This window comes from Flavobacterium gelatinilyticum (genome assembly GCF_027111295.1).
Lineage (GTDB): Bacteria > Bacteroidota > Bacteroidia > Flavobacteriales > Flavobacteriaceae > Flavobacterium > Flavobacterium gelatinilyticum.
Genome location: NZ_CP114287.1, coordinates 5,336,496 through 5,362,382 on the forward strand (window position 1 = coordinate 5,336,496; position 25,887 = coordinate 5,362,382).

Here is a 25,887-nt window from a genome sequence, read left to right on the forward strand (position 1 = left end):
GTACTTTTTTTTATGCCTTATTTTTTCAGTTTGTTTCTTTAAAAGGGATTCAAATTCAAATTTTTTATAGTCGGCTTAAAAAAAATCTTACACCTCGCTAAAAAATATAAAAACAGTTAATCGTCTTGTTTATAGTGATTTAATTGTTTAGTAAAATAATAGTTAACATTTTTTTTGCAAAAAATGCTCTTAAAATTTTGGGAACAATATTTTTAAACTACTTTTGTTCTACCGAATTAGTAGAATTTAAAAATACAACGAATAATGACTTCTATAAATATTTCATTTTTAAGCAAAGAGAAACCAGCTGTAATTCGGGTCATGCGCTGGTGCTGTTAATTCTTCCATCTCAAATCCATACCATTTTTAGTAATAAGATAAGACGGATCCTTAATATAAGGCTGAAACTTATAATGACCAGTTAAAAAAGTAGTAATCCAAAATAATAGATAATGAAAAAACGAATGTGCCGCAGATAAAAAAAACACCATTTCTGTTGCAGCAGAAATGGCGAAGCTTAAAGAAATTGTACATCTCTAAAAAGGAAAGCAAAAGTGGACTGACATCCGTTTTTGGCTCGCCTTATTTATTAAACTAAAACAAAGTAATGAAAAAAAAATTAAATAGATATACATGGATATTTGTTTTGTTAATTTCCATTGGTGTTAATGCTCAGGAAACCAAACCATTAATTCAATCCAAACTTGAAGGTATCGTAGTTGATGCTGTTACAAAAGAGCCTATTATAGGTGCTTCGGTTAATATAAAAGGCACAACGCATGGCGTTCTGACAGATTTCGACGGAAAGTTTTTTTTCCAGACAGGACAAAAACTTCCTTATACACTTATTGTAAGTTATCTGGGCTATAAAAAAGAAGAAGTTACAGCAAATGTGAGTCCGTTTACTATAAACCTGACTCAGGAACAAAACCAGTTGTCCGAAGTTGTAGTAACAGCATTGGGTATTTCAAAAGAAAAGAAATCACTAGGATATACTACACAGACGCTTAAAAGCAAAGATCTCGAAAATACAAAAGAAACCAACCTTTTAAACAACCTTACAGGTAAACTGGCAGGGGTTCGTATTACGAATTCTCAGGGCGATATGGGATCTTCCCGTATCGTAATCCGCGGAGAAACTTCTATTGCAGGAAATAACCAGCCATTATTTGTGGTAGATGGTGTTCCGGTAGATAACTCGCAGTTAGGAAGTGTTGGAGGTGCTACCCGTGATTTTAGAAATGCCATTGCAGATATCAGCCCGCAGGATATTGAATCTATCAACGTACTAAAAGGACCAAACGCAGCGGCTCTTTACGGTTCCCGTGCGGCACATGGTGTGGTGCTTATTACAACAAAATCAGGTAAAGGACAGCAGGGTCTCGGTATAAGTTTCAATACTGGTATTACGGTTTCTCAGGTGGCGACTCTTCCTCGTTTTCAGAATACTTTCGGACAGGGTTCAAACGGAAGATTCAGCTTCGTAGATGGTAAAGGAGGCGGAATTAATGATGGTGTGGATGAAAGCTGGGGGCCTAAAATGGACGGGCGTCTTATTCCGCAGTTTTATTCTAAAGGCGAAGCAGTACCTTTTGTATCGCATCCTGATAACGTGAAAAACTTCTTTAATACAGGTCTTACTTTTGATAATGGTATTTCTGTAGCAAAATCAAATGATAAATCAGATTTTCGTTTAGGAGTAAACAACCAAAAACAAATTGGTACAGTGCCTAATAGTGAAATAAACAAATCGAACTTTACTTTTAGCGGAAATTATCAAATATCTGAAAGAATTAAAGTAGGGGTAAATGCGAATTATATTGTAACCAATGCGCCGGCTTTACCCGGAGGACCATCAGGTAACCGTGCTGCGGGGGTAATGCTTCAGTTTCTTTGGTTCGGACGTCAGGTGGATACGGATCAGCTTTATAAAGACTGGACTACAAACTGGAATAACAGTTACTACAGCAACCCATACTGGAATGCTTATTACAATACAACAAGCCAGCAGCGTAACCGTATCATCGGAGATATTCATTTAGAAGCAAAACTGGCTGAAGGACTTGATTTTAAATTCCGTACAGGAGTGGATTACTATACTGATCGCAGAAAATACACGATTAAATATGGTACAAACGGAACACCTTTCGGATCATACGCAGAGGATGCTTACACTGTAAATGAACAAAACACAGAGGGGATTCTTCATTATGATAAAAAACTGAATGACGATTTTTCACTGGATGCACTTGGAGGTTTTAACATTCGTAACCACAGTGATGCCAATAATTACCAAAAAGCACCGCGTTTAGCAGTGCCGGATCTGTATACTTTAACCAATTCAAGAGATCCGTTAACTTCGTCAAATTTATATTCCAGATTACGAGTATACAGTTTATACGCTTCGGCACAATTAGGATTCAGAAATTATGCGTATTTAAACGTTACAGCGCGTAACGACTGGTCGTCTACACTGCCAAGCAACAACCGTTCTTATTTTTATCCGTCTGTTAATGGTAGTTTAATTTTATCTGAGGCTTTAAATTTGAAAAGCAATACACTTGATTTCTTAAAACTTCGTGCAGGATGGTCTGAAGTAGGTAATGATGCCGATCCGTATCAGTTGGCAACCGTTTACAATTTCCAGACTGCATTTGACGGAAATCCAATTCAGACTTCTTCAAAAAGAAAGCTGAACGAAAACCTGAAACCGGAGACCACACGTTCTACTGAGCTGGGGATCGAATCTTCTTTCTGGAAAAACAGACTGCATTTTGATTTCGCATATTACAATACAAACAGTTTTGACCAGGTTCTGGAAATTAAAACAACTTCGTCAAGCGGTTACGATACACAGTTAATCAACGCAGGAAAAATCAACAACCGCGGTCTTGAAATTCAATTGGATGGAAGTCCTGTTCAGACGGAAAAATTCAGATGGAATGTTGGTTTAAATTATTCAAGAAACAGAAGTGAAGTGAAGATTCTGGATTACGAGAAACAAATTCAAAACTATACAATTGGTTCTTCGGGAGGGGTTGAAGTACTGGCATCAGTTGGACAGCCTTACGGAGCGCTTTATGGAACAGCTTACGAGCGTGATGCAAACGGAAATATCGTAGTAGGCGCAAACGGATTACCAAAAGCAGATCCGCAGAAAAAGGTATTAGGGCACTTTACTCCGGACTGGATTGGTGGTATTTCGAATACATTGACGTACAAAAACCTTGAATTGTCTTTCCTTATTGATGCAAGTGTAGGAGGGGAACTTTTCTCAGGAACAAACAGAACAGGTACTTACACAGGGGTATTGGCTCAGACAATGCCGGGTCGTGATGCAGAAAACGGAGGTTTAAGCTATTACTATCCGGGAAATAATACAGCAAATCCTAAAACATTGGTAACTGGAACAGCTCCGGGCGGTGTAACGGTTTATGATGACGGGGTAATCTTTAACGGAGTATTTGCAGACGGAACGCCTAACGACAAAGTATTAAGCGCTCAGGAATATTATAAATCATCATACAACATCAGCGAGGCTTATATTTACAGTTCTACTTTTGTGAAATTCAGAGAGATAAAACTAACGTACAATTTCAATAAACAATTTGTGAAGAAACTTGGATTTCAGGGGGCAAGCGTAACAGCTGCGGGACGTAACTTATTCTTTATTTATAAAGATGCGCCAAATATCGATCCTGAAACAGCTTTTAATACCGGAAATGCACAAGGTTTGGAGAGCTTATCGCTGCCAACGACAAGAAATTTCAGTCTGAATGTTAATCTTAAATTTTAAAAACTCGGAATCATGTTGAAAAAACTAACATATATAACATTGTTTGCATTGGCATTTGGCTCTTGCAGTGATGCGCTGGATGAAATTAATAAAAATCCAAATGCAACCGAAACGCCATTGGCACCTTATCTGCTCACAGGAACATTAAAACAGGGAGCTGATTTATATTGGGGAGATGCCAACAGCTTTAATTCCTCTTTACTATTCGTACAGCACTGGGCAAAAATACAGTATACAGAACCGGACAGATACGATGTTTCGAATACGTCTTTCACTTCATTGTGGAATACGGGATATGCAACTCTTATTACAGATTTAAATACGATTATAAATTTCCCTGAGGCACAAGCAAATCCAAATTACAAAGGAATTGCACTTGCACTTCGTTCATGGACATTTTTACTGCTGACAGATGCTTACGGAAGTATTCCGTACAAAGAAGCAGGTCAGAAAGTAACGCCGGCTTATAATACACAAAAAGAAGTTTACACCGGTTTACTCGAAGATTTAAAATTTGCTCAGTCTTTATTAGGAGCTTCAAATGGTGCGGTAACGGGAGATTTGGTTTACAAGGGAGATATTGCAAAATGGAAAAAATTCGTAAACTCGCTTCGTCTGCGTATCGCTTTACGAATTTCAGACAGAGAACCGGCTTTGGCAAAACAGGCAGCGATCGAAGCAACGAGTGATGCAGGAGGGGTAATAAACAGTAATGCCGATACTTTTAAATTTACCTATATTAGTTCGCCGCAGCAAAACCCGGCTTCTTTATGGTTTGAAACCCGAGATGATTTCCGTATTTCAAAAACGATGGTAGATAAATTATACGAATTAGCAGATCCTCGTTTACCGGTATTTGCACAATTGCCGTCAGATGCCAGCGTTGGGAAATATGTTGGAGGAGCAAACGGATTATCAAACAGTGATGCAAATAATCAGGGGTTTGCTAAAACATCAAAACCGGGAACATACTTCCTGACTTCATCATCTCCTGCGGTAATTGCTTCTCATGCCGAAACGTTATTTAATTTATCCGAAGCTGCAGCAAGAGGGTATATTTCTGGCGATGCAGCACAGTATTACAGAGATGCGATCAGAGCTTCATTAGTTCAGTTTGGTATTACAGATGCCGCAGCAATTACGACTTACCTAAATCAGCCAAGTGTGCAATATGATCCGTCAAATTATGCCAAATCGATTGGGACACAAAAATGGATCGCATTCTTCGGACAAGGTCTTGATGCTTTTACAGAGTGGAGAAGACTTGACTATCCGGTTTTAACAGCCGGCCCTAATACAGTTCTTGACGGGCAAATTCCTTCTCGTTTCTTCTATCCGGGAACAGAACAGTCTTTGAACGGGAACAGCTATCAGGCTGCGATAAAAGAACAAGGAAGAGATGTACTTACAACCAAACTATGGTTTGATGTAAAATAATTTCAGCTATAAAATAAATTAGAAAAACCTGTAAATCAACTCGATTTACAGGTTTTTCTTTTATGTGAGTAGTGACAGAGTAATAAAGTGATAGAGGTAGAAAGTAACTAAGTAAGAAAGAAGCAAAGTGAACAAAGTAAACAAAGTAAAAGAAAACTTAGCAGCTTAGCACCTTTCTCAACGATCAAAACGATAATATTCCAGATCCAGATCTCTTTTGTTATTAATAGAATCCATAATTGAATTGATTCCCATTACGCTGAAAGTGATCCCGTTTCCTCCAAAGCCCAGCAGATAATGCTCATTTTTCTTCGGATTTGGTTTTCCGAAATACGGGAGACCGTCTTTGGTTTCACCAAAAGTTCCCGCCCAGGAATAATCGAGTTTAAAGGCAAAATCAGGGAATCGTCTTTTAAACTGACGCATTAAAAAAACTTCTTTTTTCGGGATTAGTTTGTCCCTTTTTTTAGCATCGACAAAATCTTCATCGCCGCCACCCATAATGATTCGGTTATCCGGTGTTGCCCTGTAATAAAAATAAGGAGACGATGTGTCCCAGATTACGGCATTTTTTAAAATATCCGGAATTTCCGTCAGCGATTCAGAGGCAATCGCGTAGGTGCTTTTTAAATCGACCACTTTTTCTTCGAGCGTTTCAGTACTCTCATAGCCGGTACAGTGTATAACGTGTTCTGCAGTTATGGTAAATTTATTTTCGGTGTGTGCAATACATTTTCCTTTTTGAGTTTGTATCGAAGTTACATTGGTTCGGTCATAAATCTGCATGCCTTTATCCTGACAATATTTCAGCAGATCGTTTGCGAGCCTGTAAGGGTCCATTACCGCGGCGGTTTTCGATTCTATGGCTGCTATAGCTTTTAATCCCAGCTTTTCAAGCTCATATTTATTCAGCCAGCTTACATCAAAAAGGTGTTGTTTTCTGGTTTTAAATTCATTTTTTAAAAGCGGAATGTCTTTTTTGTATGAAGTAAAATAAATACTTTTCTTGAATTCGAATCCGCAGTCGCTTTTGATATCATCAATAATCTGACGAATGTCGAATATGGCTTTTTTTCCATTTTTAAAACTGTCTACAGCACATTTTTCCCCTCTTATTTTAATCAATTCATGAAGCGGAATATCGACTTCGTACTGAAGCAGGGCGGTACTGGCGGCGGTGCTGCCGTTGCACACGTCCCGGCGGTCGACCAGGGCCACTTTTTTTCCTTCGTTAATTAATTTATAGGCGGTTAGAGCTCCTGTTATCCCGCCTCCAATTATTAAAATTTCGGTCGTGATATCAGAATCAATAGAGGGGTAGCTGATGTTCATGGCGCTTATTAAAGGCCAGAAAGTTTCTGTAGATCGTAGTTTCATTTTTTATCTGTATTTCGTACGGTACGATGTTTGGTTCGGTTGTTATCTAATACTCACTTATTAATGAAAGTGTGATATTTTATTTTGGTCTGCTTTTGCTGACTTTTTCTTTTTTAACGACTTTATTGTTTTTTTCGTCGTAGACAGAACCTATTATTTTCTGCCCTGTTTTACTGAATATTTTAATTTTTGGATCTTCATGCGTTCCGGTAACTACAATTGGAAAACCAACAATACCGAACGGCGGAAGTCCCAGACGAACGCGAATATCCAAAAGACCATCAAAACTGGTTGTTCCTTTAATGGTTGGTCTGAAACCGGCAACACCAAATGTGAAAGGTTCAACATGAATAAGATTGTCATCTATGCTGGATTTAATCTCGATTCCTTTCATATTGGGATTGTCAAGACCTTTTTGACCGGTTTTTGAACTTAATCCTTCAAATAATTTTAAACCTTTAATTTTTACATCACGTAGATTGATGGTGCCGCCACCTTCAAGTGATTCGTAAATAGGTCCCATATTTCCGTTTAAATCGCCTTTTATTTTATAATCGACAGAAATAATTCCCTGTGCTTTTTCGGCAGCTGTTACCATATCATGAAACATCGGTATTTCTTTATAGGCACGCTGTACGCTGAAATCTTTGGCTGTTAAATGCGCATCAAAATGAGCTGCTACAGGCGATTCATCTTTATACGAGGCATCAACTCCCATGATACAATCGATGATGTTGAAAGTGGTATTTTCTAATTGAAATCCCTCCTTTGAGACACCTAGTTTTCCTGTAAGTTTGTTTAATACCAGTCCGTTATATTCAACTTTATCGGCATTGGCAGAAAGTGAAACATTTAAGTTTTTCGGAATCATAACCACACCGCTCATTTTGGGGTGATCTTCTTTGGCGTATTCAACCTCAAGTTTTCGGTCTGTGTTTTCTCCCTTTTCCAAAGCCATAAATTCATCTACATTAATCAGTTTCGATTTTAGGTTAAAATTACCGCTCAGAGTTCCTTTTGATTCCAGAAAATAATTAATAGTATTTAAAAGATATCCGTTAATATCAAAATCCGATTTTCCATAAGAAGCATTAAATTTTTCAAACCACATTTTCTCGTTCTGAAAACGGAAATTTCCCTGTTTGATAAAGAATGATTTCGGAAACAATTCAGATGTTGCTTTTATATTTTTCAACAGAATTGTACCGCGATTATCAAGTTTGCTGTATTGTCCCGTTGTGGCGTAGCTTTGTTTACCTTTAAGCGAAAGATCTGCTTTTGCATAACCGCTTACATCGAGTCCTTTTTGAGAAAATACCTGATAGATTCGGCCCACATTCAGTTCACCTTTTATTTTGGCATTATACGCCAGATCACTAAAATCCGATAAAGCTGCGTTTATATACACCGGATTTCCTTCAAAAGTAAAAGAAGCAGGCGCAATGGCTACAATCAAATCTTCGTAGGTTCCGGCTTTATTTAAGGCGTTTGCCACGAAAGTAATATTGGTAATCGGGTTAGGATAATAATCGGTTTTCAGCCAGCCGTTTCGAAGCGAAATACCGCCTATAGTTTTAGGAAACAGTTTTTTGGATGTGCTGAAAAGTCCTTTTGCCTTAATATCAGTTTTTAAAATTCCTTTAATATTGATTTTATCCAAACCTAACGCCGCATCTACAACAGCAAGATCAAGAGCGCCTTTTACACTTGCATCTATATTCATTTCGCTCAAACCCCTGCTGCGCAGATAGGCATTAAAATAATCTTTTTCGCCGACTTTAAATCGTAAGTTTCTCAGGTTAACCGCCAGCTGTTCTGTATCAAGTGACGGAAGCAGGGCGTTGAGATCCATTTGAAAATCGGTTAAGGGAACGGGCGCATTTTGATAATTTACAGCACCGTCTTTTATTTTTAGATTGAAAGCCAGATTGGGTTTCTTGTTTTGAGAAACATTGTAATCTCCTCTAAACGAAAGTACCAGATTGCTTTTTCCTGAAACTTCGGTTTCTTCCAGCCAGGTTAAATATTCCGGCGGCATAACCGACAGTAAATCTTTGACAGTAGTATTTTCAGAGGCAGCTTTGATATTTATTTTGTAACCATCTCGTAAAATGGTAAACAATCCTGTAAATGTAAGCGGCAGTTTGTTGATTTGTAATTCATTTTTTTGCAGAATAAACGAAAGCGCGTGCGTATTAATGCGGGTAATTAAATCGGCGTGGACTTCTTTTTTTCTCAGATAAGCCGTTTTGCCGTAGTAGAAATCAAGCGTATCAATTTTAGCATCGGTGTTGAGGTCAAAAATATCTTCGCTTAAATTTCCTTTTCCAATATAATTGAAGCCTTTGGCATCTACCAGAATCTTAGCCGAACGGTCGTTGTATTTTACATGGCAGTTTTTGAGATCGATTCGTTCCAAACGAATGGCAGTTCCTTCTTCAGGAGCATTTGGATCTTCCTTTTCATTTTTTCGGTCTTCCGGTGCCACATAAATATTGTAATTGGCCTGTCCTTTTTGGTTGACCATTACATTAATTAAAGCATCAGAAATATATAATTTGTTGATTTTTACTTCATTGTCAAAAATCAGTCTTTTTAAATTTATTCCAAAAGCAACCTGATCTGCTTTTAATAAAGTATCATTTCCAAAAGGGGCCGATCCTGTAAGCGAAAGATCATCGAGTGAAACAGTAAGCGATGGAAAATGGGTAAAAAACGAAAGTTTTGATTTCGAAAATTCCATTTTGGTATCCAGGCGCTCGTTGGCTATTTTTTTTACTTCAGAAGCAATTTTTCCGGGGAATAGTAACGGAAGCAAAAATAGTAACAGCAGAATTCCTGCTGTTACTATTCCTGTCCATTTAAGAATCTTTAGGCTTATATTTTTAAATGAAGTATTCATGGCGTAGATTTTTAATTATTTTTTTTCCGATTCCTTCTTAGCATCTTCCTTCGCTTTTTCTTCTTTAGCTTTTTCTTCTTTAGCTTTTTCTTCTTTAGCTTTTTCTTCTTTCTCTTTAGCAGCTTTTTCCTGTTTTTCTTTTTCTTCTTTGGCTTTCTGCTCTTTTTCTTTAGCTGCTTTTTCCTGCTGCTCTTCTTTTTTCTCTTTCAGTTCTTCCTGTTTCTTTTCTTTTTCCTTCTCTTTTTTCTTGAAGTACCCTCTAAACAGGAAGTTGCTTTTTGCGGCTTCCATATTGTCGCTGAAACCTTTTGTACCGCTTTCTAAATTAGACAGCGTATTCGAAACGCTGTTAGCCATTTTATCATCACGTACTAATCTTGCCAGCGCGCCGTTTCCGTTGTTCATACTGTGGCTGAAAATGGCAATCTCATCAGAAATGACCCCAATATTGTCTACGCTTTTTTTAACACTTTTCATAATATCGGTCATCTCGATACCGTCGATTGAAGCAATGGCGCCGTTGTCCTCTACAATTTTTGTCGATTTTACTCCCGGTGTAATGGTCAGTACTTTGTCTCCCATTAATCCGTCAGATCCAATACTGGCATGTGCATCTGTTTTAATAAATTCACGCACTTCGTCTTTTATAACCATCGAAACCACAACAGATGAATCGTTGATTAACCGGATTGCTTCGACTGTACCAATGTTAATCCCCGAAAAACGAACGTTGTTTCCAACTTCCAGACCGCTTACGGTTTTAAATTTTGAGGTGATGTGGAAAGTCGAGCCAAACAGATTTTTTTGTTTGCCAATAAAATAAATGGCCATTATAAAAAGTAACAGCCCCACTGTTACAAACATTCCTAATTTCCAAGTATATCCTGATTCCTTTTCCATGATTTCTACTATTTTATTTTGCTTTATTCAAAGAATGAGCGTACCCATTCGTCTTCATCTTTTTCAAGTTCTTCATAGGTTCCTTCGGCATGGATAACGCCGTCTTTGAGAACCATTATTCTGTCGGCAGTCATTTTGGCGCAGGCCATATCGTGCGTAATGATTATAGATGATGTTTTTTGTTTATGTTTAATATCAAGTATCAATTCGCTGATTTCTCTTGATGTAATGGTGTCCAGTCCTGTTGTAGGCTCATCGTACAAGATGATTTCGGGTTTTAAAATGAGCGTTCTCGCCAAACCGATCCTTTTTCGCATCCCGCCCGAAAGTTCAGACGGCATTTTATCGATCGCATCAGCTAAACCTACATTTTCAAGCGCTTCCATCACTTCGTGTTCAATTTCATCGGCACTTAAATCTCTTTTATGGGCGCGTAATGTAAAAGCCAGATTTTCTCTAACCGACATCGAGTCGTACAAAGCAGCGCTCTGGAATAAGAACCCAATTTTGACTCTTATTTTATTCAGTTCACTTTTATCAAGGTTGAGCACATTTTCGTCAAAAACTTTTATTTCGCCTTTGTCTGGTTCAATTAAACCCACAATACATTTAATCGTAACCGATTTTCCTGAACCCGAACGCCCCAAAATGACCAGATCTTCGCCTTTGTTCACCGTCAGGGTTACACCTTTTAAAACAGCATTGTCTTTGCCAAATGTTTTGTGCAGGTCTTTAATCTCGATGATAGGTTTTGAGTCCTTATCTTTAGATTTTGGTTTGGTATTTTTTTCTTCTTTAATCATCTTTAAAAAAATAAATCGGTTATTTGTACTGCGACCATATCAATAATAAATATGCTTAAAGAGGCTGTAACTACGGCAGAGTTGGCAGCGCGTCCTACACTTTCGGTTCCGTTAGAAGCTGTAAAACCTTTGTAACAGCCAATCATTCCGATAAAATAGCCAAAAAAGAAAGTTTTGATTGTGGCGGGAATTACATCCAGAAATTCTAGTGACTGAACAATCTGCGTTAAGTATCTGTAGAAATTTACATCGCCGTGAATATTGATTCCTACGTAACCGCCCACAATTCCTATGGCATCTGCAAAGAAAACCAGAATAGGGACCATTAAGGTACAGGCCAGAATTCGGGTAACAACCAGATAATTATAAGGATTAATAGCCGAAACTTCCATAGCGTCAATCTGTTCGGTTACCTTCATAGAACCTAATTCGGCACCAATTCCTGATGAAATTTTTCCGGCGCATATCAAGGCCGTAATAACCGGAGCGATCTCTCGTATTAAAGAAAGTGCGACCATGCCCGGAAGCCAGCTTTCGGCTCCAAATTTTACCAGAGTAGGGCGTGACTGCAGTGTAAGCACCAATCCCATAATAAAACCGGTAATGGCAACTAAAGGAAGTGATTTATAACCGATGATGTAACATTGTTTCAAAAACTCTTTTGCCTCATAAGGAGGGATAAAAACCTCCTTAAAAAACCGCTTTGCAAACAAGGCTGCATCTCCAATTTGTGAGAATGTATTTTTTAATCCAAGTATCAAAATGTTTTAGTTTTAAGTTAGGTGTGTTTTGGTAATCAATAATTTAACATTTTTCAATGCTTTTTAAATTATAGATGAAAGTTACGTTGATACTTGTTAAAATATTTTACAAAACTTTTTAGGAGGCTTATATAATTTTCATTTAAAACAATAATAATCCTTAAATATCGTTGCGTTTCTGCCAACAAAAAATCCCTTTCATTGAGAAAGGGATTTTCCGGGTTAAAAGAATTTTGGTCAGTTTTGCCTTGATTCTATGAGTTAATAGCGATACCGCTTCGTGATTTTCTTATGGGAATAACTTTAGACTCAGACTGAGAAAAGTTTTCCATTAATAATCTTGCAGTTAAATAACATACTGTCGACTCGGCACCCTGATTTAAGTTTACGTTGTCTTTTTCAAGTCCGTCATAACCACCGCCGCTTACCGGATTGTACATGATTTGGTTTAAATGATTTTTTCCTAAAAACCAGTTGAATGCCGATTTCATTTTCTTTTTATACTGCGGTGTTTCAAATGCTTTGTAAAATGCATATAAAGTCTGAATTGTGTACGTAACATCAATTGGCTGTTCGCCGTATTCTGCCGGTTGAGAATCTTTATGGTACCAGCTTTGGTTTGAAATTGCTTTGAAATTTCCGTCGACAAATGTTTTGGAAATTAAGAAATCTAACGAGTCCAGAGCCACTTTTTTGTAAACCGGTTTATTGGTAATTAAATACGCATACAGCATAGATTCCGGAAGGATTCCGTTTCCGTATGTTAAATAATTTTCGAACCACTGCCAGTCTTCGGTTGCTGTATCTTCGTAATTTGCCAGTAATTTAGCATTCAGTTTGTTAATAATAGCGGCTACGTATAAATTTGGCGTTGCCGTGTGGTACAAATACAAACCTTTTGTTGCAAAACCAATTGAACGCGGCGACTGAATATTTTCTGCCCATTTAAGCGAGTTCAATAATATTTTATTCGCTTTTTTTGAAATATTTTCAGGAAGAATGTCTGAGTTTGAAACTACGGTTCCTAAAGCCCAGATGGCTCTTGCGTTTGAATCTTCGAGATTAACTTCGGCATTCTGCTCAACATGTTCGCGGTTTTCCTGATCGACATAATTGATAAAATCGCCTTTTGGTCTCTGGCATCTTTCGATAAAATCCAGATAGATTAAAATGTACGGAAGATCGTCTTTGTCTTTTGTTAAACGATAATGCATACAAAATGCAATAAGCGCACGCGCATTATCATCTAAGGTATAACCCGAATCCAGATCCGGAACCGAAATTTTACTAAACTGGATGATTCCCAAATCAGTAGTTAATTTTTTGATATGACGTAACTGAATGTCAGGATAGCTGTATTTGATGTCTGAAGAATTTTCCATAAGCTTTTTATAGGTTTCCATATGTGTAAGACCTGCATTTTCCCAAGATGAAGCTCTCATTTTGGATAAAGCATTTATGGCCATTTCGTTTCTTAAATTTTCATCAGAAATTAATTTTAAAGCAGATGCTGCAAATTGATCTGAATCTCCAATATCAACCAGGATACCGCAGTCTTCTGTTAAAACTTCCAGTGTATGCGGAATTTTTGAGGCTACCATTGGACAGGCTGAGCTCATAGCGTAGGCAAAAGTGCCGCTGACAGCCTGATTTGGATCTTTGGATGTAAATAAATAAATATCAGTGGCTTTTAGATAGTTTAAAAGCTCTTCGGTTTCTAAATATTCATTGATGAAGCGAACATTATTCTGAAGATTTAATTCTTCAACCATGGCTTCTAATTTATCTCTGTAAGCATCAACACCGTCAATAATTAAATTTGGATGTGTTCTGCCAATAATCAAATAAAGTACCTTGGGTTCTTTTTCGACAATTTTGGACATTGCCTGAAGTCCCGTTTCGATATTTTTTCCTTCGCCCAAAAGTCCAAAAGTCGATAATACGATTCGGTCCTGAATATCGTATCTGGCTTTTGCGATTTCCGGTGTTTCATAAATAACAATATGTGTTCCGTGCGGCACGGTTGTTATTATTTCGTCCTCCATGGCATAATCTTTCATCAAAATTTCTTTTGACTGATTGGTCATCACAAATACCGAGTTGCTGTAGCTTAAAAGTAATTTTACAAATGTTCTCAGTTCGTCGTTCGGATTTGGAATAACGCTGTGAAAAGTAAAAGTTACCGGTTTTTTGATTGTATTTAAAAAGTCAAGTAAATGATCTCCGTAATTACCGCTGAATAAACCGAACTCGTGCTGTATATGTACTAATTTTACGTTTTTGTCTTCATTGATTTCCTCTGCCACTTTTGCGTATTCTTCTCTGTTTTTTGTGTTTAGTGTATACGCCTGTGTTTTTTCTGCTTTTGGTTTATCTACCAATTCGCAGATCTCGCAGGTAATCGATTTACCAAATACATCTGTAATACCTTTAATGGTATCCTGCGTATAAGTTGCAATGCCGCATTGTGTTGGAGGAAAAGTAGAAAGAAAAACTATTTTAGATTTATTTGATATCGTCTTCATGGGGATTCTGTTTAAGTTCGGTTAATAAGTCGTTAAGGTTCAAAGAAGCCGCCGCAATCTTGTCATCGGCTGCACCGTAATAAATATATAATTGGTCGTCAAAAATGGCTGTTCCGGTAGGAAACACAACATAATTTACATACCCGTGTCTTTCATAATGTTCGGATGGTGTTATAAGCGGTTTTTTTAACCTTGCTATTACTTTCGACGGATCATTAAGATCCAGTAAGGCAGCGCAGGCATGATAGACTAAACCTTTTTCACGCCGTTCTGCCGCATGATAAATTAACAGCCATCCATCCGGGGTTTCTATTGGCGGAGCGCCGGGGCCGATATGGCTGGTTTCATGATCATATTTGGGCTCCATAACAATATGATCAGGCAGATTTTTTAAATAGTCTTTCCAGAAATCAGCAGTCAGATCTCGTTTTTTTTCAAACGAATAAATCTGGATGGACGGAAACAAACGGTGTAAAGCCATAAATTTTCCGTTGATTTTTTTAGGAAAAAGAACTACATTTTTATCCCATACAAACAAATGTTCTTTCATTGTTTCTGTTAAAGGATAATTTCTGGCAGTATTAAAAGCCAATATTCTGGCAATGCGAGGATTTTGTAAATGATTGCGAATCAAATTTGTAAAATCGTGCAGTATAAATTTTGGCGTAATAATTCCTTTCTTTTTAAATTTAATCAGGTCTTTAGAGACTGCCAGAGCACCACATGCGTTTATACCGTCGTATGTAACATAGGTCATATAATACAGATCGTCGATTTTGGTAATTCTGGGATCTTCGACACCGTGTATTTCATAAATATATTCCGGTACAAAAATAGGTTCTGTATGGCGTTCTGCTAAAGTCAGCGGTCCTTCGAAGCGGCAATATCCAATTGTTGAAAAATTTCCTTTCTTAGCAGCCCGATAGAACATATGTACACTATTTCCATCTTGATAAACCGCAGGATTCAGCACACCTAATTCTTCGAAATTTCTATCTGATTTTTCTAAAATTACGCCATGTTTAATCGCTAAAAGGGTTTGAGTAGTTGCTAATTCCATGAATCGCTGATTAAATTTTGTCTAAAATTACTTTCATAACAAAGCGGTGATTAATCCAATCGATCAAAAAATTAACTCTAAAGCATTTGAATGGGAATTGTATAACGTTAAAATTGGAATTCTAAAAACCTTAACTAAAAATATGATTTGTAGTTGATTGCGATAAAAAACGAATCTTTTGAGTTAAAAAGAGCTGCAGTTAATTTGGAACTTTGAATAACATACAAATCAGACTTACAACAAAAGTCATATTATATAACTTAAATTTTATTATTATGTTACGCTGGACAGTCACATTCATTATTCTGGCTATAGTAGCCGGAATATTTGGTTTTGGAGGAATTGCCGCCGGAGCCGCTAGTATCGCAAAAATCTTATTCTTTATATTTTTAGTTTTGTTTGTTATTTCATTAATAAGCGGAAGATCGAGAGTTTAGATTTATAATTAGTTATTTAAACAAAAAGCGAAATCAACCTTAAAATTGATTTCGCTTTTTTTGTTTCAGGTTTTTGAAACTAAATTACTTTATGTTGTTTTGTCTGATGTAAAATTTATTGGTAATAAATGCTATTGGAAAACCTACGCAGACAATTAAAATAAAAACCGACAGTAATAAATTGAAATCAAATTGTTTGAGCGGCAGTTTTGGGAAAACGACTGGAAGAACAATCAAATTCATGATCATCCAGACAAAAATACCATACAAAATCCCCGAAAGCAGGACATGTTTTTTCAGAAATAAGATATACGGATAAACTTTTATATAAATGAAAGCAAAAATAAAAGCTATTATATAATGAAATAATAATCCGTAAAAAGCCATTTTAGGACCTCCTGTATATGCTTTTTCTTTGAACACACCACTCGCAACAGACTGAAGGATTTTGACTGCCGGAGTTTGCTCGAGTATAACCGAGTACACTAAAATTGCCGCTGCAATATCCAGAGTTCCAGCTGTTAAACCGGATAATAAAACCGTTTCAAACTTAGATTTCATAGTCTGCAGTTAGAGTTTTGTAATGTATTGAAAAATAGTATTTAATTGATGTGTATGCCTCTGCGTGTGAATTAGGGCAAAACGGATACACTCATAAATAGTAAATTCTCCAAATCCGGGTATTTGAAACTTTACTGGAATCAAAGTCAAATCAAATTGTTCTGCCGCATTTAGTAATTCAGATTCAATTTGAAGCAGTTTGATGCTTAGATCATTCTTGCTGTATTCTTTTTTCTCGGGAAAAATAGATGCTGGTGAGTCCATTTTGATGCTGAAATTCAAAAATAATTTTTCAATTTCTTTTATCTTTTCATCATATTTTCGGGTAGATTTTTGGGTTTCACCCGAGAACACTTCCGGATAACCCGAAGCAGCCAGAATAATATGCTGTACAACTTGTCCGGCAGTCCAGCTGCCTTGATACGGAATCATATTAAACTCGCTTTCTGAAAATTGTGAAATGCCTTTATTTAATTTTTGAAATGTTTCAACAATATCTTTTTGAATTTCAGTTTTCATATTATTGATTTTAATAGTTTATTTATCTTACCGAAGTAATCCACCAGACATTTCCAAAAGGATCGGTAACACCGCAGGTTCTGCCGTAATCCTGATCACTCAATCCCATAAGCGAACTTGCTCCGTTTTCTATTGCTTTTTTGTAGGTTTCATCGGCATTGGGAACATACACAAATAGGTTTGCGGTTTGTTTTGCCCAGTCGGTTATTTCATCTGTTACCATTATTGTGCTGCCGTTCAGGGTAATTTCGGCATGCATAATGCTTCCGTCATCACGCATGGCTTTGGTATTGGTTTCTGATGCTCCAAAGACTTTTTTGGTAAAGTCGATGAATTTCGATGCGCCTTGCAAAATCAAATAAGGCATTATAGTCTGATGTTCCGCAGGTATGTTCATATTTTACAGATTTAAATAATTAGTATTCTAAAATTACAATTTTATTTTTTAAAAATTTGTAAATCAATAAATTATGGTTTTATAAAAGCACTTCGCAATGATAACCGTACGAATTGAGAAGTTCAATTATAGTTGTATTGCATATGGATGTAGCATGAACACGCAGAATTTTATCGCAGTCTTCAAGATCGAAGTTTACAGCACTGTCAGGAAAACGTTCAAGAAGTTTCCCAACCAGCATTTGCGATTGTTCTGCTTCCTGAACATTGGTTTTGAAAACTTCTACCATTGTATAAAGTTTAGAGGGCGATATTTTTGTATCGCTCAATTTTGTGGTAATAGATATAAGAAAGTGCCAGGATCCCTAAAATAATTATAGGAAAGAAGCCGTCAAAAGTTACACCGTCAACTGCAAAATGACTGATGGAAGCAAAGATAAAATCAAATCCAAATCCTGCATAAGCCCATTCTTTAATTCTGGCGGGTACCTGCGGAATAATCAATGCCAGAACACCAAGGATTTTAAATACAACCAAAGCATTCCCAAAATATTCCGGATAACCCAAATGCCTGATTCCTTCTTTAGCCAGTTCAGTTTGTGAAGTTAATGCCGGCATCACGCCTTCAAATAGAAAAATGATAATTGTAGTAATCCAAAAAATGATCTTTGCTTTTTTCATGTAGTTTGTTTTTAAATAGTTATAAGTTAATGTGTTACAAATGTACTATTCTTATCTTTTTCATGAAATACACATTTCCGACTATTTTAGGGGCATTTGGGACATTGTTAATTGTGAGATGTTAATTGTGAAATGTGAAATGTTAATTGTGAAATGTGAGTTTTTAGTTGTGATTGATTTACCTTTTGTTGTCATCCCGAAGAATGAGGGCACGAGCGATAGCGAAGCAATCTCCACAAAGATTGGTCATAGAAGTAGACAAAACAGTTTACTGAAAATTTGGAACCTAAAAATTGAAAATTATCACAAAAAATAATTCGTAATCAAAAACAAATCTTCAAAACCCAATCTTGTATAAATGCCTTTTCCTAAAGGAGAAGCTTGTAAATGAGCATATTCGGCACCGGCATCAATTGCTTCGTTGATGGCAAATTTCATGACTTCTTCGGCGAAACCTTTTTTACGCATTTCCGGAATTACGCCTACACCATGAATTCCCATAACATTTCCGGTTTGAAAAAGAGTAAGCGTTCCTATTGGTTTATCCTCTAAATGAACCAGATAAAACATGACATTTTCATAATTATGAACTACTGTTTCTTTACTGATTACATAGCTGAAAGATAACGGATAAATATCGGACCAGGTTTGGGCATCTTCCTCATTTAAAACTCTTTTGAAAGTAAGATTCTTTTCAAGTGGAAATTTTTCTCCCAGTTTTAAAGCCATTGCCATGAGTTGAATTCGTATTTTGAATTCGTTTTTCTCAAAGATTTCATTTGAATCACTTCCAAAAATATCCCAATACGGAATGATCAAACCTGGATTTTGGTTTATAATGTCAAGAATGTGTGGCAGGTCTTTTTCTGTAATATCCTCTCTGAACCATAATCTATTTGGCCAGCCTGAATTTTTTATTTGACTGAATTGAAATGGATCGTTTTTATGATAGGAAAGGAGAGGAGTCGCAACAGTTCGCCAAAGTGAAGTAAGATTGTCAATATTGTCTTTGATGAGGTTTATATTTTTCATTTAGAATATCTGATTTAATACTCGGCAAAGATAAACCGGACTTTCCAGAAAAACCTTTACATATGTTGATTTACAAATCTTTTTCCAGACTTTTTCGGATTCGGCTTAACTGTGTTGGCGTAATTCCCAAATGCGATGCAATGTGCAGTAAAGGAATACGTTCTGCAATATCCGGATGTTTTTCAAGAAGTTTAACATAACGTTCAGTAGCATTCTGCATTACAAGAGCGACTTCTCTTTGTTCTTTTTCTACAATCCAGTTTTTTTCTAAATGAGCGATGTAGAAGTTTTTGAGGTCGTCATTTTGGTAAATCAACTCCATATAATTTTTGTAATTAATGTTGATGACAATGGAATCCTCAAGAGCTTCGATCGTAAAATTAGAAGGGGTTTGCAGCATCAATGAAACTTTAGAGCCTGCAAAGTAATTTTCAAGAAAGAGATTTTTATTGTAGAAATTTCCTTGTTCGTCTGTTATAAAAGCTCTCAAAGCTCCTTTTGCAATAAAATGAAGGTTTTTAGCAATTTCTCCGTTTCGTAATAGTGTTTCTCCTTTTTTAAGTGTTTGGAAATGTGTGGTGCTTTCAATCTGTCTCCATGATTGCTCAGAAAGTGGATAATAACTTTCAATGGTTTGTTTTAAGTTGTTGAGATATGTTTCTTTATTGAAAGTCATTTTTAATTTTATTCGAAGCTAATTCTTAAAGTATTTTCTACTCTGGCTTTATTTCCCTTATAGGTTCCAGGTTTCCAATTGTTGTAATCTTTTATAAGGGTCTTTAAGGCTAAATTAATTAAATCTTGTTTGTATTTTTCATTAATACCATTCTCATTCACCCAATTACTTTCTTTTAAATTACTTATTGTTCCATTCTTTTCTATGATGAAATCTACATCAACAAAAAGATTATGAGTGCTTCTTTTATTTATAGGTAAATCTGTCTTTATAGTTGTATAGTAATCATTTTCGATTGGAACATAATAATTTAATAGTTGTGGTTTTTCATCTTTTTCTAAGTCATAGATACTAATAACTTTATCATTGACATTAATATTTTTTATCAGAATCTTAATTGCATCATTTTCTATTTCAGTTTTATAATTTTCTCCATATTTCACTTTCATTCTTAAATCTACGTAAGCACTATAACAGCCTCTTGTTTGCCCTTCATAAATAACGCATCCTAAATCCTGAATTCCTAGCTTGAACTTTCTCTTTTTTAGAACTTCTTTGATTTCCTCTTCATAAGGTTTAAAATCGCATCCAAAACATATTGTCTGAACATAAACTCCATCGTATTTTGAAAGATCATTTTTTGCTCTTTCAATTTCACCATTGCATAAAGTATCAGTTTTTGGAACATTCTTTATATACTTTTCATAATCTAACGGTTGGAGAGGTTTAACAATTTTGGTTGTATCTAATTCCGATGTATTAGTTATTGTTTTAGTTTTCTCACAGCTAACTACTAAAACGAAAAATATAGAAAGAAAAAAGTAGTATTTTTTCATAGAATGATTAATAATCTAGAAGTAAATATATGAAATTATAAAGATGATTTGCTGAGAAATTATTGTTGAGGAGCTGCTTGCGAAGATCCCTCGTTCCTCGGGATGACAAAAAGGAGTATAAATCTGCTCAATCAGCGAGAAAAAAGAACAGCGTCCTTTGCGTAAACCCTTGCACCCTTTGCGGTTAAACAAAAACAAAAAATAGAAAAACGCCATGAAACCTAAGTTTCACAGCGTTTTCATCTCAAAAAATAAATAATTAACGGGTACGGGTATTATTTCCAGCCTCCGCCCAGAGCGCGGTACAAATCTGTATTGGCTGTAAGTTGTTGTCTTTTAAGATCTGCTAATTCTAATTCGCTTTGTAAAAGATTTGCCTGCGCAGTTAAAACTTCAAGATATTCTGCTAATCCGTTTTTGAATAACAAGTTTGAATTTTTAATCGCCAGTTGTAATGTTTTTACTTTTTCTTTTAAGAAAGTTTCTTGTTGCTGTAATTTCTCCACTTTCACCAAAGCATCAGAAACTTCACTAACGGCAACTAAAACCTGTTGTCTAAAAGCTAAAACCGCTTTTTCTCTTTCCGCTACAGCGATATTATATTGTGTTCTCACTCTTTTGTTGTTCAGGATTGGTTGTGTTAAACCGCCTGCCACGGTTCCGAAAAGAGAAGCCGGAATGTTGAACCAGCTGCTCGTTTCGAAAGAGTTTAAACCGCCTTGAGCCGTAATTCTAAGAGCTGGGTATAAATCCGCTTTTGTGATACCGACATTGGCGTTTGCTGCTTTAAGTGCCAATTCAGCGCTTTTTACGTCTGGTCTTCTGCTTACTAATGAAGACGGAATTCCAATGGCTGGATTGCTTTTAATTTCAATTGAATTTAAAACAATGGTTCTTTGTTTTGAATTCGGGAAAGAACCTGTCAAAACACTTAAAGCATTTTCCTGAATAGCAATGTTTTGTTCCAATAACGGAATCAATTGCTCTGAGTTTAATTTTTGTGCTTCAGACTGCTGAATCGCTAAAGTAGTTACCTGACCTGCATCGTATTTTAACTTAATAATATTCGTTGTGCTGTCGTTTAGTTTTAGGTTTTGCTGTGCGATTTTCAACTGAGCGTCCAGCATTAAAAGATTGTAATAACCTCTTGAAACATTGGCCACGATATTGGTCTGCAATGCTTTTTTAACTTCTGCAGATTGAAGATATCCTGCGTAAGCTCCTTTCTTTTGGTTTCTGATCTTTCCCCAAATATCAGCCTCCCAAGAAAGTGAAGCTCCGGCAGAATAATCATCAATATGTTTAGCGCCTAAAGCCTGATTCAAGTTCATTCCTGTAAAACTATTGTCAGAAGGATTGCTTGTACTGGCATTTACAAATAAATTAACCTGAGGAACATTTCCCCATTTTGATTTTGTAAATCTGTATTGCGCAATTTCGATGTTTTTTTGTGCAATAAGCAGATCGTTATTTCTGGCAACCGCGCTGTCAATTAACTGAACAATATCTTTTTCTGTAAAGAAATTTTTCCACTCAATATCGGCAATACTGGTTGTATCACTCGAAATCGATGCATTCCTGAAGTTCTCAGGAAATGCATCTTTTGGAGTTTCAATATCCTTAGAGACTTTACAGGATATTATTGTCGTGATCAGAATGGCGAAGGTCACGATTTTGGTTATATAATTTTTCATTGTCTTTTTATTAGATTTCTTTATCCGTTGTATGTGATTTTTTTAACACATAGGAACATAGTTTTTTTTAACCTAAAGAAGGTGTTTCACTTGCATCAACAAACATAGCTGTGTGTTGAAACTAGTTTCTTTTATTCTCTTTTTTTTAAACTAAAAATCTATGTTTCTATGTGTTTAAATATTTTTTTAATCTCATCAACAGATTATATCTCTGTACAAGCATCTTTTTTGGTTTCAAGATCTTTCGAGATTCTGTATGATATATATCCGATGCCAAATAGGATGGCAACAAGAATTGTGGTTATATAGTTTTCCATATTTTATTTTTCTTCGTTGTGAATGACAGCGATTGGTTTGCCGCTGAATTTTTCTTGTAAATATTGGAATACGATGAACAATACAGGAATAATAAATAATCCTAAAATTACTCCTGAGATCATTCCTCCCGCAGCTCCAATACTGATGGAGTGATTTCCTTGAGCCGATGGTCCTTTGGCGCTCATCATTGGTACTAAACCAACAATAAAGGCTAGAGACGTCATGATAATTGGTCTTAGACGAAGTTTCGCAGCATCTATAGAAGCTTTTACTAATGCCATACCAGATTTTCGTTTTTGTACCGCAAATTCCACAATCAAAATGGCATTTTTAGCGAGCAGTCCAATCAGCATGACAAGGGCAACTTGTACATAAATATTGTTTTCGATTCCTGTTAAACCAATTGCCACAAATACTCCAAAAATACCTGCAGGGATTGATAGAATAACCGCTAGAGGAAGGATATAACTCTCATACTGTGCAGCAAGTAGGAAATAAATGAATATCAAACACAGTAAGAAAATTGTAGCCGACTGCCCTCCAGAAGAAATCTCTTCACGCGTTTGGCCCGAGAATTCAAACCCGTAACCTGCAGGCAATTGTTGTTTGGCAACTTCTTCAATTGCTTTAATGGCATCTCCAGAACTAAATCCAGGTTTCGGAATCGCATTAATAGAAATTGAGTTAAACAAATTATATCGAGAAGCGGTTTCAGAACCATAAATACGAGTTAGTTTTACTAAGGTATTTATCGGCACCATTTCGCCTGTTTTATTTTTAACGAATACACGGTCAATTGCTGTTGGATCAGCTCTGTCGGCAATATCAGCCTGAACAACCACACGGTAATATTTACCAAATCGATTGAAATCTGATGCTTGTGCACTACCAAAATAAGCCTGCATCGTTTGTAAAATGTCTTTTACATTAACACCTAACTGATTCGCTTTTTCGTCATTGATATCCAATTGTAATTGAGGATAATCAGCTTTGAAAGAGGTAAAGGCAACCGCAATTTCCGGACGTTTCATTAATTCGCCAATGAAATTTTGAGAGATTCCACTGAATTTATCCAGTTTTCCTCCAGTTTTGTCCTGAAGAACCAAATCTAAAGCCTCAACGTTACTAAATCCGGGAACAGTTGGGAAACTGAATACGAAGAAACTTCCACCAGAAATAGCGCCTAATTTTCCACGAACCTGATTCATGATTTCGTCGATGTTTTTAACTTCTCCACGTTCTTCGTTTGGTTTCAGCAATACGAAAACAACCGCAGAAGATGGACTCGTAGAATTCGTCAATAAGTTGAATCCTGAAATCGCTGTTACAAATCGTGAAGCATCTAAACCTCTTAATGTATTTTCAGCCTCAGTCATTACTTTTTGAGTTCCGTCAAGAGATGTTCCAGAAGGTGTATTTACTGCAATCGCAATAAATCCTTGATCTTCTGTTGGAATAAATCCTGCTGGAGTCGTTTTTACTAATAAAATAGTTGCAGCAGTAATAGCAGCTAATCCGCCTAAACTCAACCATTTTTTTCTGATTAAGAATTTCAATCCGCCAACATAACGGTTTGTAAGCGATTCAAAACTGCTGTTAAAAGCGGTAAAGAATTTTTCTTTAAATCCTTTTTTCTCATAAGGCGCATCGTGATCGTGTGCTCCATGATTGTCTTTCAAAAATAATGCAGCAAGCGCAGGACTCAAAGTCAAGGCATTAACAGCCGAAATTACAATTGCAATCGCCATCGTAAAGGCAAACTGACGATAGAAAACTCCCGTAGAACCTTCCATAAAACCAACCGGCAGGAAAACAGCAGCCATTACCAGCGTAATCGAGATAATAGCACCCGTTATTTCGTGCATTGCTTCATGCGTGGCGATTTTTGGAGACAAACGTTTGTGCTCCATTTTCGCATGCACGGCTTCGACGACCACAATCGCGTCATCTACCACAATACCAATCGCCAGAATTAATGCGAAAAGCGTTAGAAGGTTGATCGAGAATCCGAATAGCTGCATGAAGAAGAACGTTCCTAAAATTGCTACAGGTACAGCAATAGCCGGAATTAATGTTGATCTAAAATCTTGCAGGAAGATAAATACCACAACGAAAACCAAAATAAAAGCTTCCAGTAAGGTATGTTCTACCTGTTCGATTGATTGGTCTAAAGATACTTTTGTACTATAGAATATATTGTGTTTAATGCCTGTTGGAAAATCTTTAGAAGCTTTTTCCATCATTTTATTGATCGCAATCTGAATATCGTTTGAGTTTGATCCAGCTAACTGAATAACCCCAATTACAATTCCTTTTTTGCCATTTAATCGCGTTAAACTGTTGTAAGAGTAAGCACCCAATTCAACTCTCGCGACATCTTTTAAGCGAAGAACAGAACCGTCAGGATTAGAACGAATCGCAATGTTTTGATAATCTTCAGGTTTAGTAAGTTTTCCTTTGTATTTAATTACGTATTCAAAAACTTCAGTACTTCTTTCACCAAATTTACCTGGCGCAGCTTCCAAACTTTTGTCCTGAATGGCTGCCATTACTTCATTTGGCGTTACTTTGTAAGTTGACATTTGTGTCGGGTTTAACCAAACACGCATCGAGTAATCTTTTACACCACCAAAAATACTGGCGGAACCAACTCCGGGAATACGTTTTAATTCCGGAATAATATTAATCTGCGCGTAGTTGGCCACAAAAGTCTGATCGTATTTTGACTCATCTTCGGTGTACATACCAATCGCCATGATGAAACTGTTTTGTTGTTTCGCCGTGATGATACCTTGCTGTACAACCTCGGCAGGCAATTGACTTGTTGCCTGAGCCACTCTGTTTTGTACGTTTACCGCAGCCTGATCGGCATCTGTTCCTAGCTTGAAGAAAACAGTAATCGCCAAACTACCATCATTACTTGCAGTAGAACTCATGTAAGTCATGTTTTCTACACCATTTATTGACTCTTCCAGAGAAGGTGCCACAGAACGTAAAACCGTTTCTGCATTCGCTCCAGGATATACCGCCGTTACCAAAACCGATGGTGGCGCAATATCAGGAAACTGTTGTAAAGGCAGTTTAGTTAAACCAAGCACACCCAGAATCACCAATAAAATGGAAATTACAGTTGCCAGTACTGGTCTTTGTATAAATATTTTGAACATTATTTCTTT

General features: G+C 36.5%; 20 protein-coding genes. 3 read left to right on the top strand and 17 right to left on the bottom strand.

Features of this window, described 5'->3' with window-relative positions; translation table 11 throughout:
• Nucleotides 1-607 precede the first annotated feature (607 nt).
• Both OZP11_RS23105 and OZP11_RS23110 read left to right on the top strand, forming a co-directional pair.
• Nucleotides 608-3,796, top strand: coding sequence for a SusC/RagA family TonB-linked outer membrane protein (locus OZP11_RS23105; protein WP_281232840.1), 3,189 nt, complete (start codon nucleotides 608-610; stop codon nucleotides 3,794-3,796).
• Nucleotides 3,797-3,808: 12 nt separating this feature from the next.
• Nucleotides 3,809-5,233, top strand: coding sequence for a SusD/RagB family nutrient-binding outer membrane lipoprotein (locus tag OZP11_RS23110; RefSeq protein ID WP_281232841.1), 1,425 nt, complete (start codon nucleotides 3,809-3,811; stop codon nucleotides 5,231-5,233).
• Between the two features lie 177 nt (nucleotides 5,234-5,410).
• On the opposite strand, the gene OZP11_RS23115 is transcribed toward OZP11_RS23110, so the two are convergent.
• The 7 genes from OZP11_RS23115 to OZP11_RS23145 all read right to left on the bottom strand — a co-directional run bounded on the left by OZP11_RS23115 (nucleotide 5,411) and on the right by OZP11_RS23145 (nucleotide 15,561).
• Nucleotides 5,411-6,610 (bottom strand): NAD(P)/FAD-dependent oxidoreductase, encoded by a 1,200-nt coding sequence (locus OZP11_RS23115; protein ID WP_281232842.1) that lies wholly within the window; start codon nucleotides 6,608-6,610, stop codon nucleotides 5,411-5,413.
• A gap of 79 nt (nucleotides 6,611-6,689) precedes the next feature.
• Nucleotides 6,690-9,512 carry an AsmA family protein gene (locus OZP11_RS23120; RefSeq protein WP_281232843.1) on the bottom strand — a complete coding sequence of 941 codons (2,823 nt, stop codon included), beginning with the start codon at nucleotides 9,510-9,512 and terminating at the stop codon, nucleotides 6,690-6,692.
• Between the two features lie 15 nt (nucleotides 9,513-9,527).
• Nucleotides 9,528-10,412 carry an MlaD family protein gene (locus OZP11_RS23125; protein ID WP_281232844.1) on the bottom strand — a complete coding sequence of 295 codons (885 nt, stop codon included), beginning with the start codon at nucleotides 10,410-10,412 and terminating at the stop codon, nucleotides 9,528-9,530.
• A gap of 23 nt (nucleotides 10,413-10,435) precedes the next feature.
• On the bottom strand, nucleotides 10,436-11,215 hold the full coding sequence (locus OZP11_RS23130) for an ABC transporter ATP-binding protein (protein ID WP_281232845.1): 780 nt from the start codon (nucleotides 11,213-11,215) through the stop codon (nucleotides 10,436-10,438).
• A gap of 2 nt (nucleotides 11,216-11,217) precedes the next feature.
• Nucleotides 11,218-11,976, bottom strand: a complete 759-nt coding sequence (locus tag OZP11_RS23135) for an MlaE family ABC transporter permease (RefSeq protein ID WP_281232846.1) — start codon at nucleotides 11,974-11,976, stop codon at nucleotides 11,218-11,220.
• Nucleotides 11,977-12,230: 254 nt separating this feature from the next.
• On the bottom strand, nucleotides 12,231-14,501 hold the full coding sequence (locus OZP11_RS23140) for a glycosyltransferase (RefSeq protein ID WP_281232847.1): 2,271 nt from the start codon (nucleotides 14,499-14,501) through the stop codon (nucleotides 12,231-12,233).
• Nucleotides 14,482-15,561, bottom strand: a complete 1,080-nt coding sequence (locus OZP11_RS23145) for a glycoside hydrolase family 130 protein (RefSeq protein WP_281232848.1) — start codon at nucleotides 15,559-15,561, stop codon at nucleotides 14,482-14,484. Before OZP11_RS23145 ends, OZP11_RS23140 begins: the two co-directional genes overlap by 20 nt.
• A gap of 275 nt (nucleotides 15,562-15,836) precedes the next feature.
• Here OZP11_RS23145 and OZP11_RS23150 point away from each other — a divergent pair, with 275 nt between their 5' ends.
• Complete coding sequence (locus OZP11_RS23150) at nucleotides 15,837-15,998, top strand: DUF1328 domain-containing protein (RefSeq protein ID WP_012026284.1); 162 nt, start codon at nucleotides 15,837-15,839, stop codon at nucleotides 15,996-15,998.
• An 84-nt stretch (nucleotides 15,999-16,082) separates the two neighbouring features.
• Here OZP11_RS23150 and OZP11_RS23155 read toward each other — a convergent pair whose 3' ends face one another.
• The 10 genes from OZP11_RS23155 to OZP11_RS23200 form a co-directional block, all read right to left on the bottom strand.
• Entirely contained in the window at nucleotides 16,083-16,559 is a 477-nt protein-coding gene (locus OZP11_RS23155; RefSeq protein WP_281232849.1) for a DUF1440 domain-containing protein, read from the bottom strand.
• A 9-nt stretch (nucleotides 16,560-16,568) separates the two neighbouring features.
• The gene (locus OZP11_RS23160; protein WP_281232850.1) at nucleotides 16,569-17,078 is read right to left on the bottom strand and encodes a DinB family protein; all 510 of its coding nucleotides are present in this window, start codon (nucleotides 17,076-17,078) and stop codon (nucleotides 16,569-16,571) included.
• 22 nt (nucleotides 17,079-17,100) lie between these two features.
• Nucleotides 17,101-17,475: a VOC family protein gene (locus OZP11_RS23165; protein ID WP_281232851.1), complete on the bottom strand. Its 375-nt coding sequence runs from the start codon at nucleotides 17,473-17,475 to the stop codon at nucleotides 17,101-17,103.
• Between the two features lie 79 nt (nucleotides 17,476-17,554).
• Entirely contained in the window at nucleotides 17,555-17,764 is a 210-nt protein-coding gene (locus tag OZP11_RS23170; RefSeq protein WP_281232852.1) for a hypothetical protein, read from the bottom strand.
• Between the two features lie 10 nt (nucleotides 17,765-17,774).
• Nucleotides 17,775-18,155 (bottom strand): DoxX family protein, encoded by a 381-nt coding sequence (locus OZP11_RS23175; protein WP_281232853.1) that lies wholly within the window; start codon nucleotides 18,153-18,155, stop codon nucleotides 17,775-17,777.
• 303 nt (nucleotides 18,156-18,458) lie between these two features.
• Complete coding sequence (locus tag OZP11_RS23180; protein WP_281232854.1) at nucleotides 18,459-19,187, bottom strand: GNAT family N-acetyltransferase; 729 nt, start codon at nucleotides 19,185-19,187, stop codon at nucleotides 18,459-18,461.
• Between the two features lie 70 nt (nucleotides 19,188-19,257).
• Nucleotides 19,258-19,863: a Crp/Fnr family transcriptional regulator gene (locus OZP11_RS23185; protein WP_281232855.1), complete on the bottom strand. Its 606-nt coding sequence runs from the start codon at nucleotides 19,861-19,863 to the stop codon at nucleotides 19,258-19,260.
• 8 nt (nucleotides 19,864-19,871) lie between these two features.
• Nucleotides 19,872-20,699 (bottom strand): hypothetical protein, encoded by an 828-nt coding sequence (locus tag OZP11_RS23190; RefSeq protein WP_281232856.1) that lies wholly within the window; start codon nucleotides 20,697-20,699, stop codon nucleotides 19,872-19,874.
• Nucleotides 20,700-20,974: 275 nt separating this feature from the next.
• Nucleotides 20,975-22,393: a TolC family protein gene (locus OZP11_RS23195; RefSeq protein WP_281232857.1), complete on the bottom strand. Its 1,419-nt coding sequence runs from the start codon at nucleotides 22,391-22,393 to the stop codon at nucleotides 20,975-20,977.
• A gap of 320 nt (nucleotides 22,394-22,713) precedes the next feature.
• A complete protein-coding gene (locus OZP11_RS23200; protein ID WP_281232858.1) occupies nucleotides 22,714-25,878 on the bottom strand; it encodes an efflux RND transporter permease subunit in 3,165 nt (1,054 codons plus the stop codon).
• Between the last annotated feature and the right edge of the window lie 9 nt (nucleotides 25,879-25,887).

Excerpts from the sequence above, each read along its gene's own strand:
- OZP11_RS23105 (WP_281232840.1), top strand. The coding sequence starts at position 608 with ATGAAAAAAAAATTAAATAGATATACATGGATATTTGTTTTGTTAATT.
- OZP11_RS23110 (WP_281232841.1), top strand. The coding sequence starts at position 3,809 with ATGTTGAAAAAACTAACATATATAACATTGTTTGCATTGGCATTTGGC.
- OZP11_RS23115 (WP_281232842.1), bottom strand. The coding sequence starts at position 6,610 with ATGAAACTACGATCTACAGAAACTTTCTGGCCTTTAATAAGCGCCATG.
- OZP11_RS23120 (WP_281232843.1), bottom strand. The coding sequence starts at position 9,512 with ATGAATACTTCATTTAAAAATATAAGCCTAAAGATTCTTAAATGGACA.
- OZP11_RS23125 (WP_281232844.1), bottom strand. The coding sequence starts at position 10,412 with ATGGAAAAGGAATCAGGATATACTTGGAAATTAGGAATGTTTGTAACA.
- OZP11_RS23130 (WP_281232845.1), bottom strand. The coding sequence starts at position 11,215 with ATGATTAAAGAAGAAAAAAATACCAAACCAAAATCTAAAGATAAGGAC.
- OZP11_RS23140 (WP_281232847.1), bottom strand. The coding sequence starts at position 14,501 with ATGAAGACGATATCAAATAAATCTAAAATAGTTTTTCTTTCTACTTTT.
- OZP11_RS23145 (WP_281232848.1), bottom strand. The coding sequence starts at position 15,561 with ATGGAATTAGCAACTACTCAAACCCTTTTAGCGATTAAACATGGCGTA.
- OZP11_RS23150 (WP_012026284.1), top strand. The coding sequence starts at position 15,837 with ATGTTACGCTGGACAGTCACATTCATTATTCTGGCTATAGTAGCCGGA.
- OZP11_RS23155 (WP_281232849.1), bottom strand. The coding sequence starts at position 16,559 with ATGAAATCTAAGTTTGAAACGGTTTTATTATCCGGTTTAACAGCTGGA.
- OZP11_RS23160 (WP_281232850.1), bottom strand. The coding sequence starts at position 17,078 with ATGAAAACTGAAATTCAAAAAGATATTGTTGAAACATTTCAAAAATTA.
- OZP11_RS23165 (WP_281232851.1), bottom strand. The coding sequence starts at position 17,475 with ATGAACATACCTGCGGAACATCAGACTATAATGCCTTATTTGATTTTG.
- OZP11_RS23170 (WP_281232852.1), bottom strand. The coding sequence starts at position 17,764 with ATGGTAGAAGTTTTCAAAACCAATGTTCAGGAAGCAGAACAATCGCAA.
- OZP11_RS23175 (WP_281232853.1), bottom strand. The coding sequence starts at position 18,155 with ATGAAAAAAGCAAAGATCATTTTTTGGATTACTACAATTATCATTTTT.
- OZP11_RS23180 (WP_281232854.1), bottom strand. The coding sequence starts at position 19,187 with ATGAAAAATATAAACCTCATCAAAGACAATATTGACAATCTTACTTCA.
- OZP11_RS23185 (WP_281232855.1), bottom strand. The coding sequence starts at position 19,863 with ATGACTTTCAATAAAGAAACATATCTCAACAACTTAAAACAAACCATT.
- OZP11_RS23190 (WP_281232856.1), bottom strand. The coding sequence starts at position 20,699 with ATGAAAAAATACTACTTTTTTCTTTCTATATTTTTCGTTTTAGTAGTT.
- OZP11_RS23195 (WP_281232857.1), bottom strand. The coding sequence starts at position 22,393 with ATGAAAAATTATATAACCAAAATCGTGACCTTCGCCATTCTGATCACG.
- OZP11_RS23200 (WP_281232858.1), bottom strand. The coding sequence starts at position 25,878 with ATGTTCAAAATATTTATACAAAGACCAGTACTGGCAACTGTAATTTCC.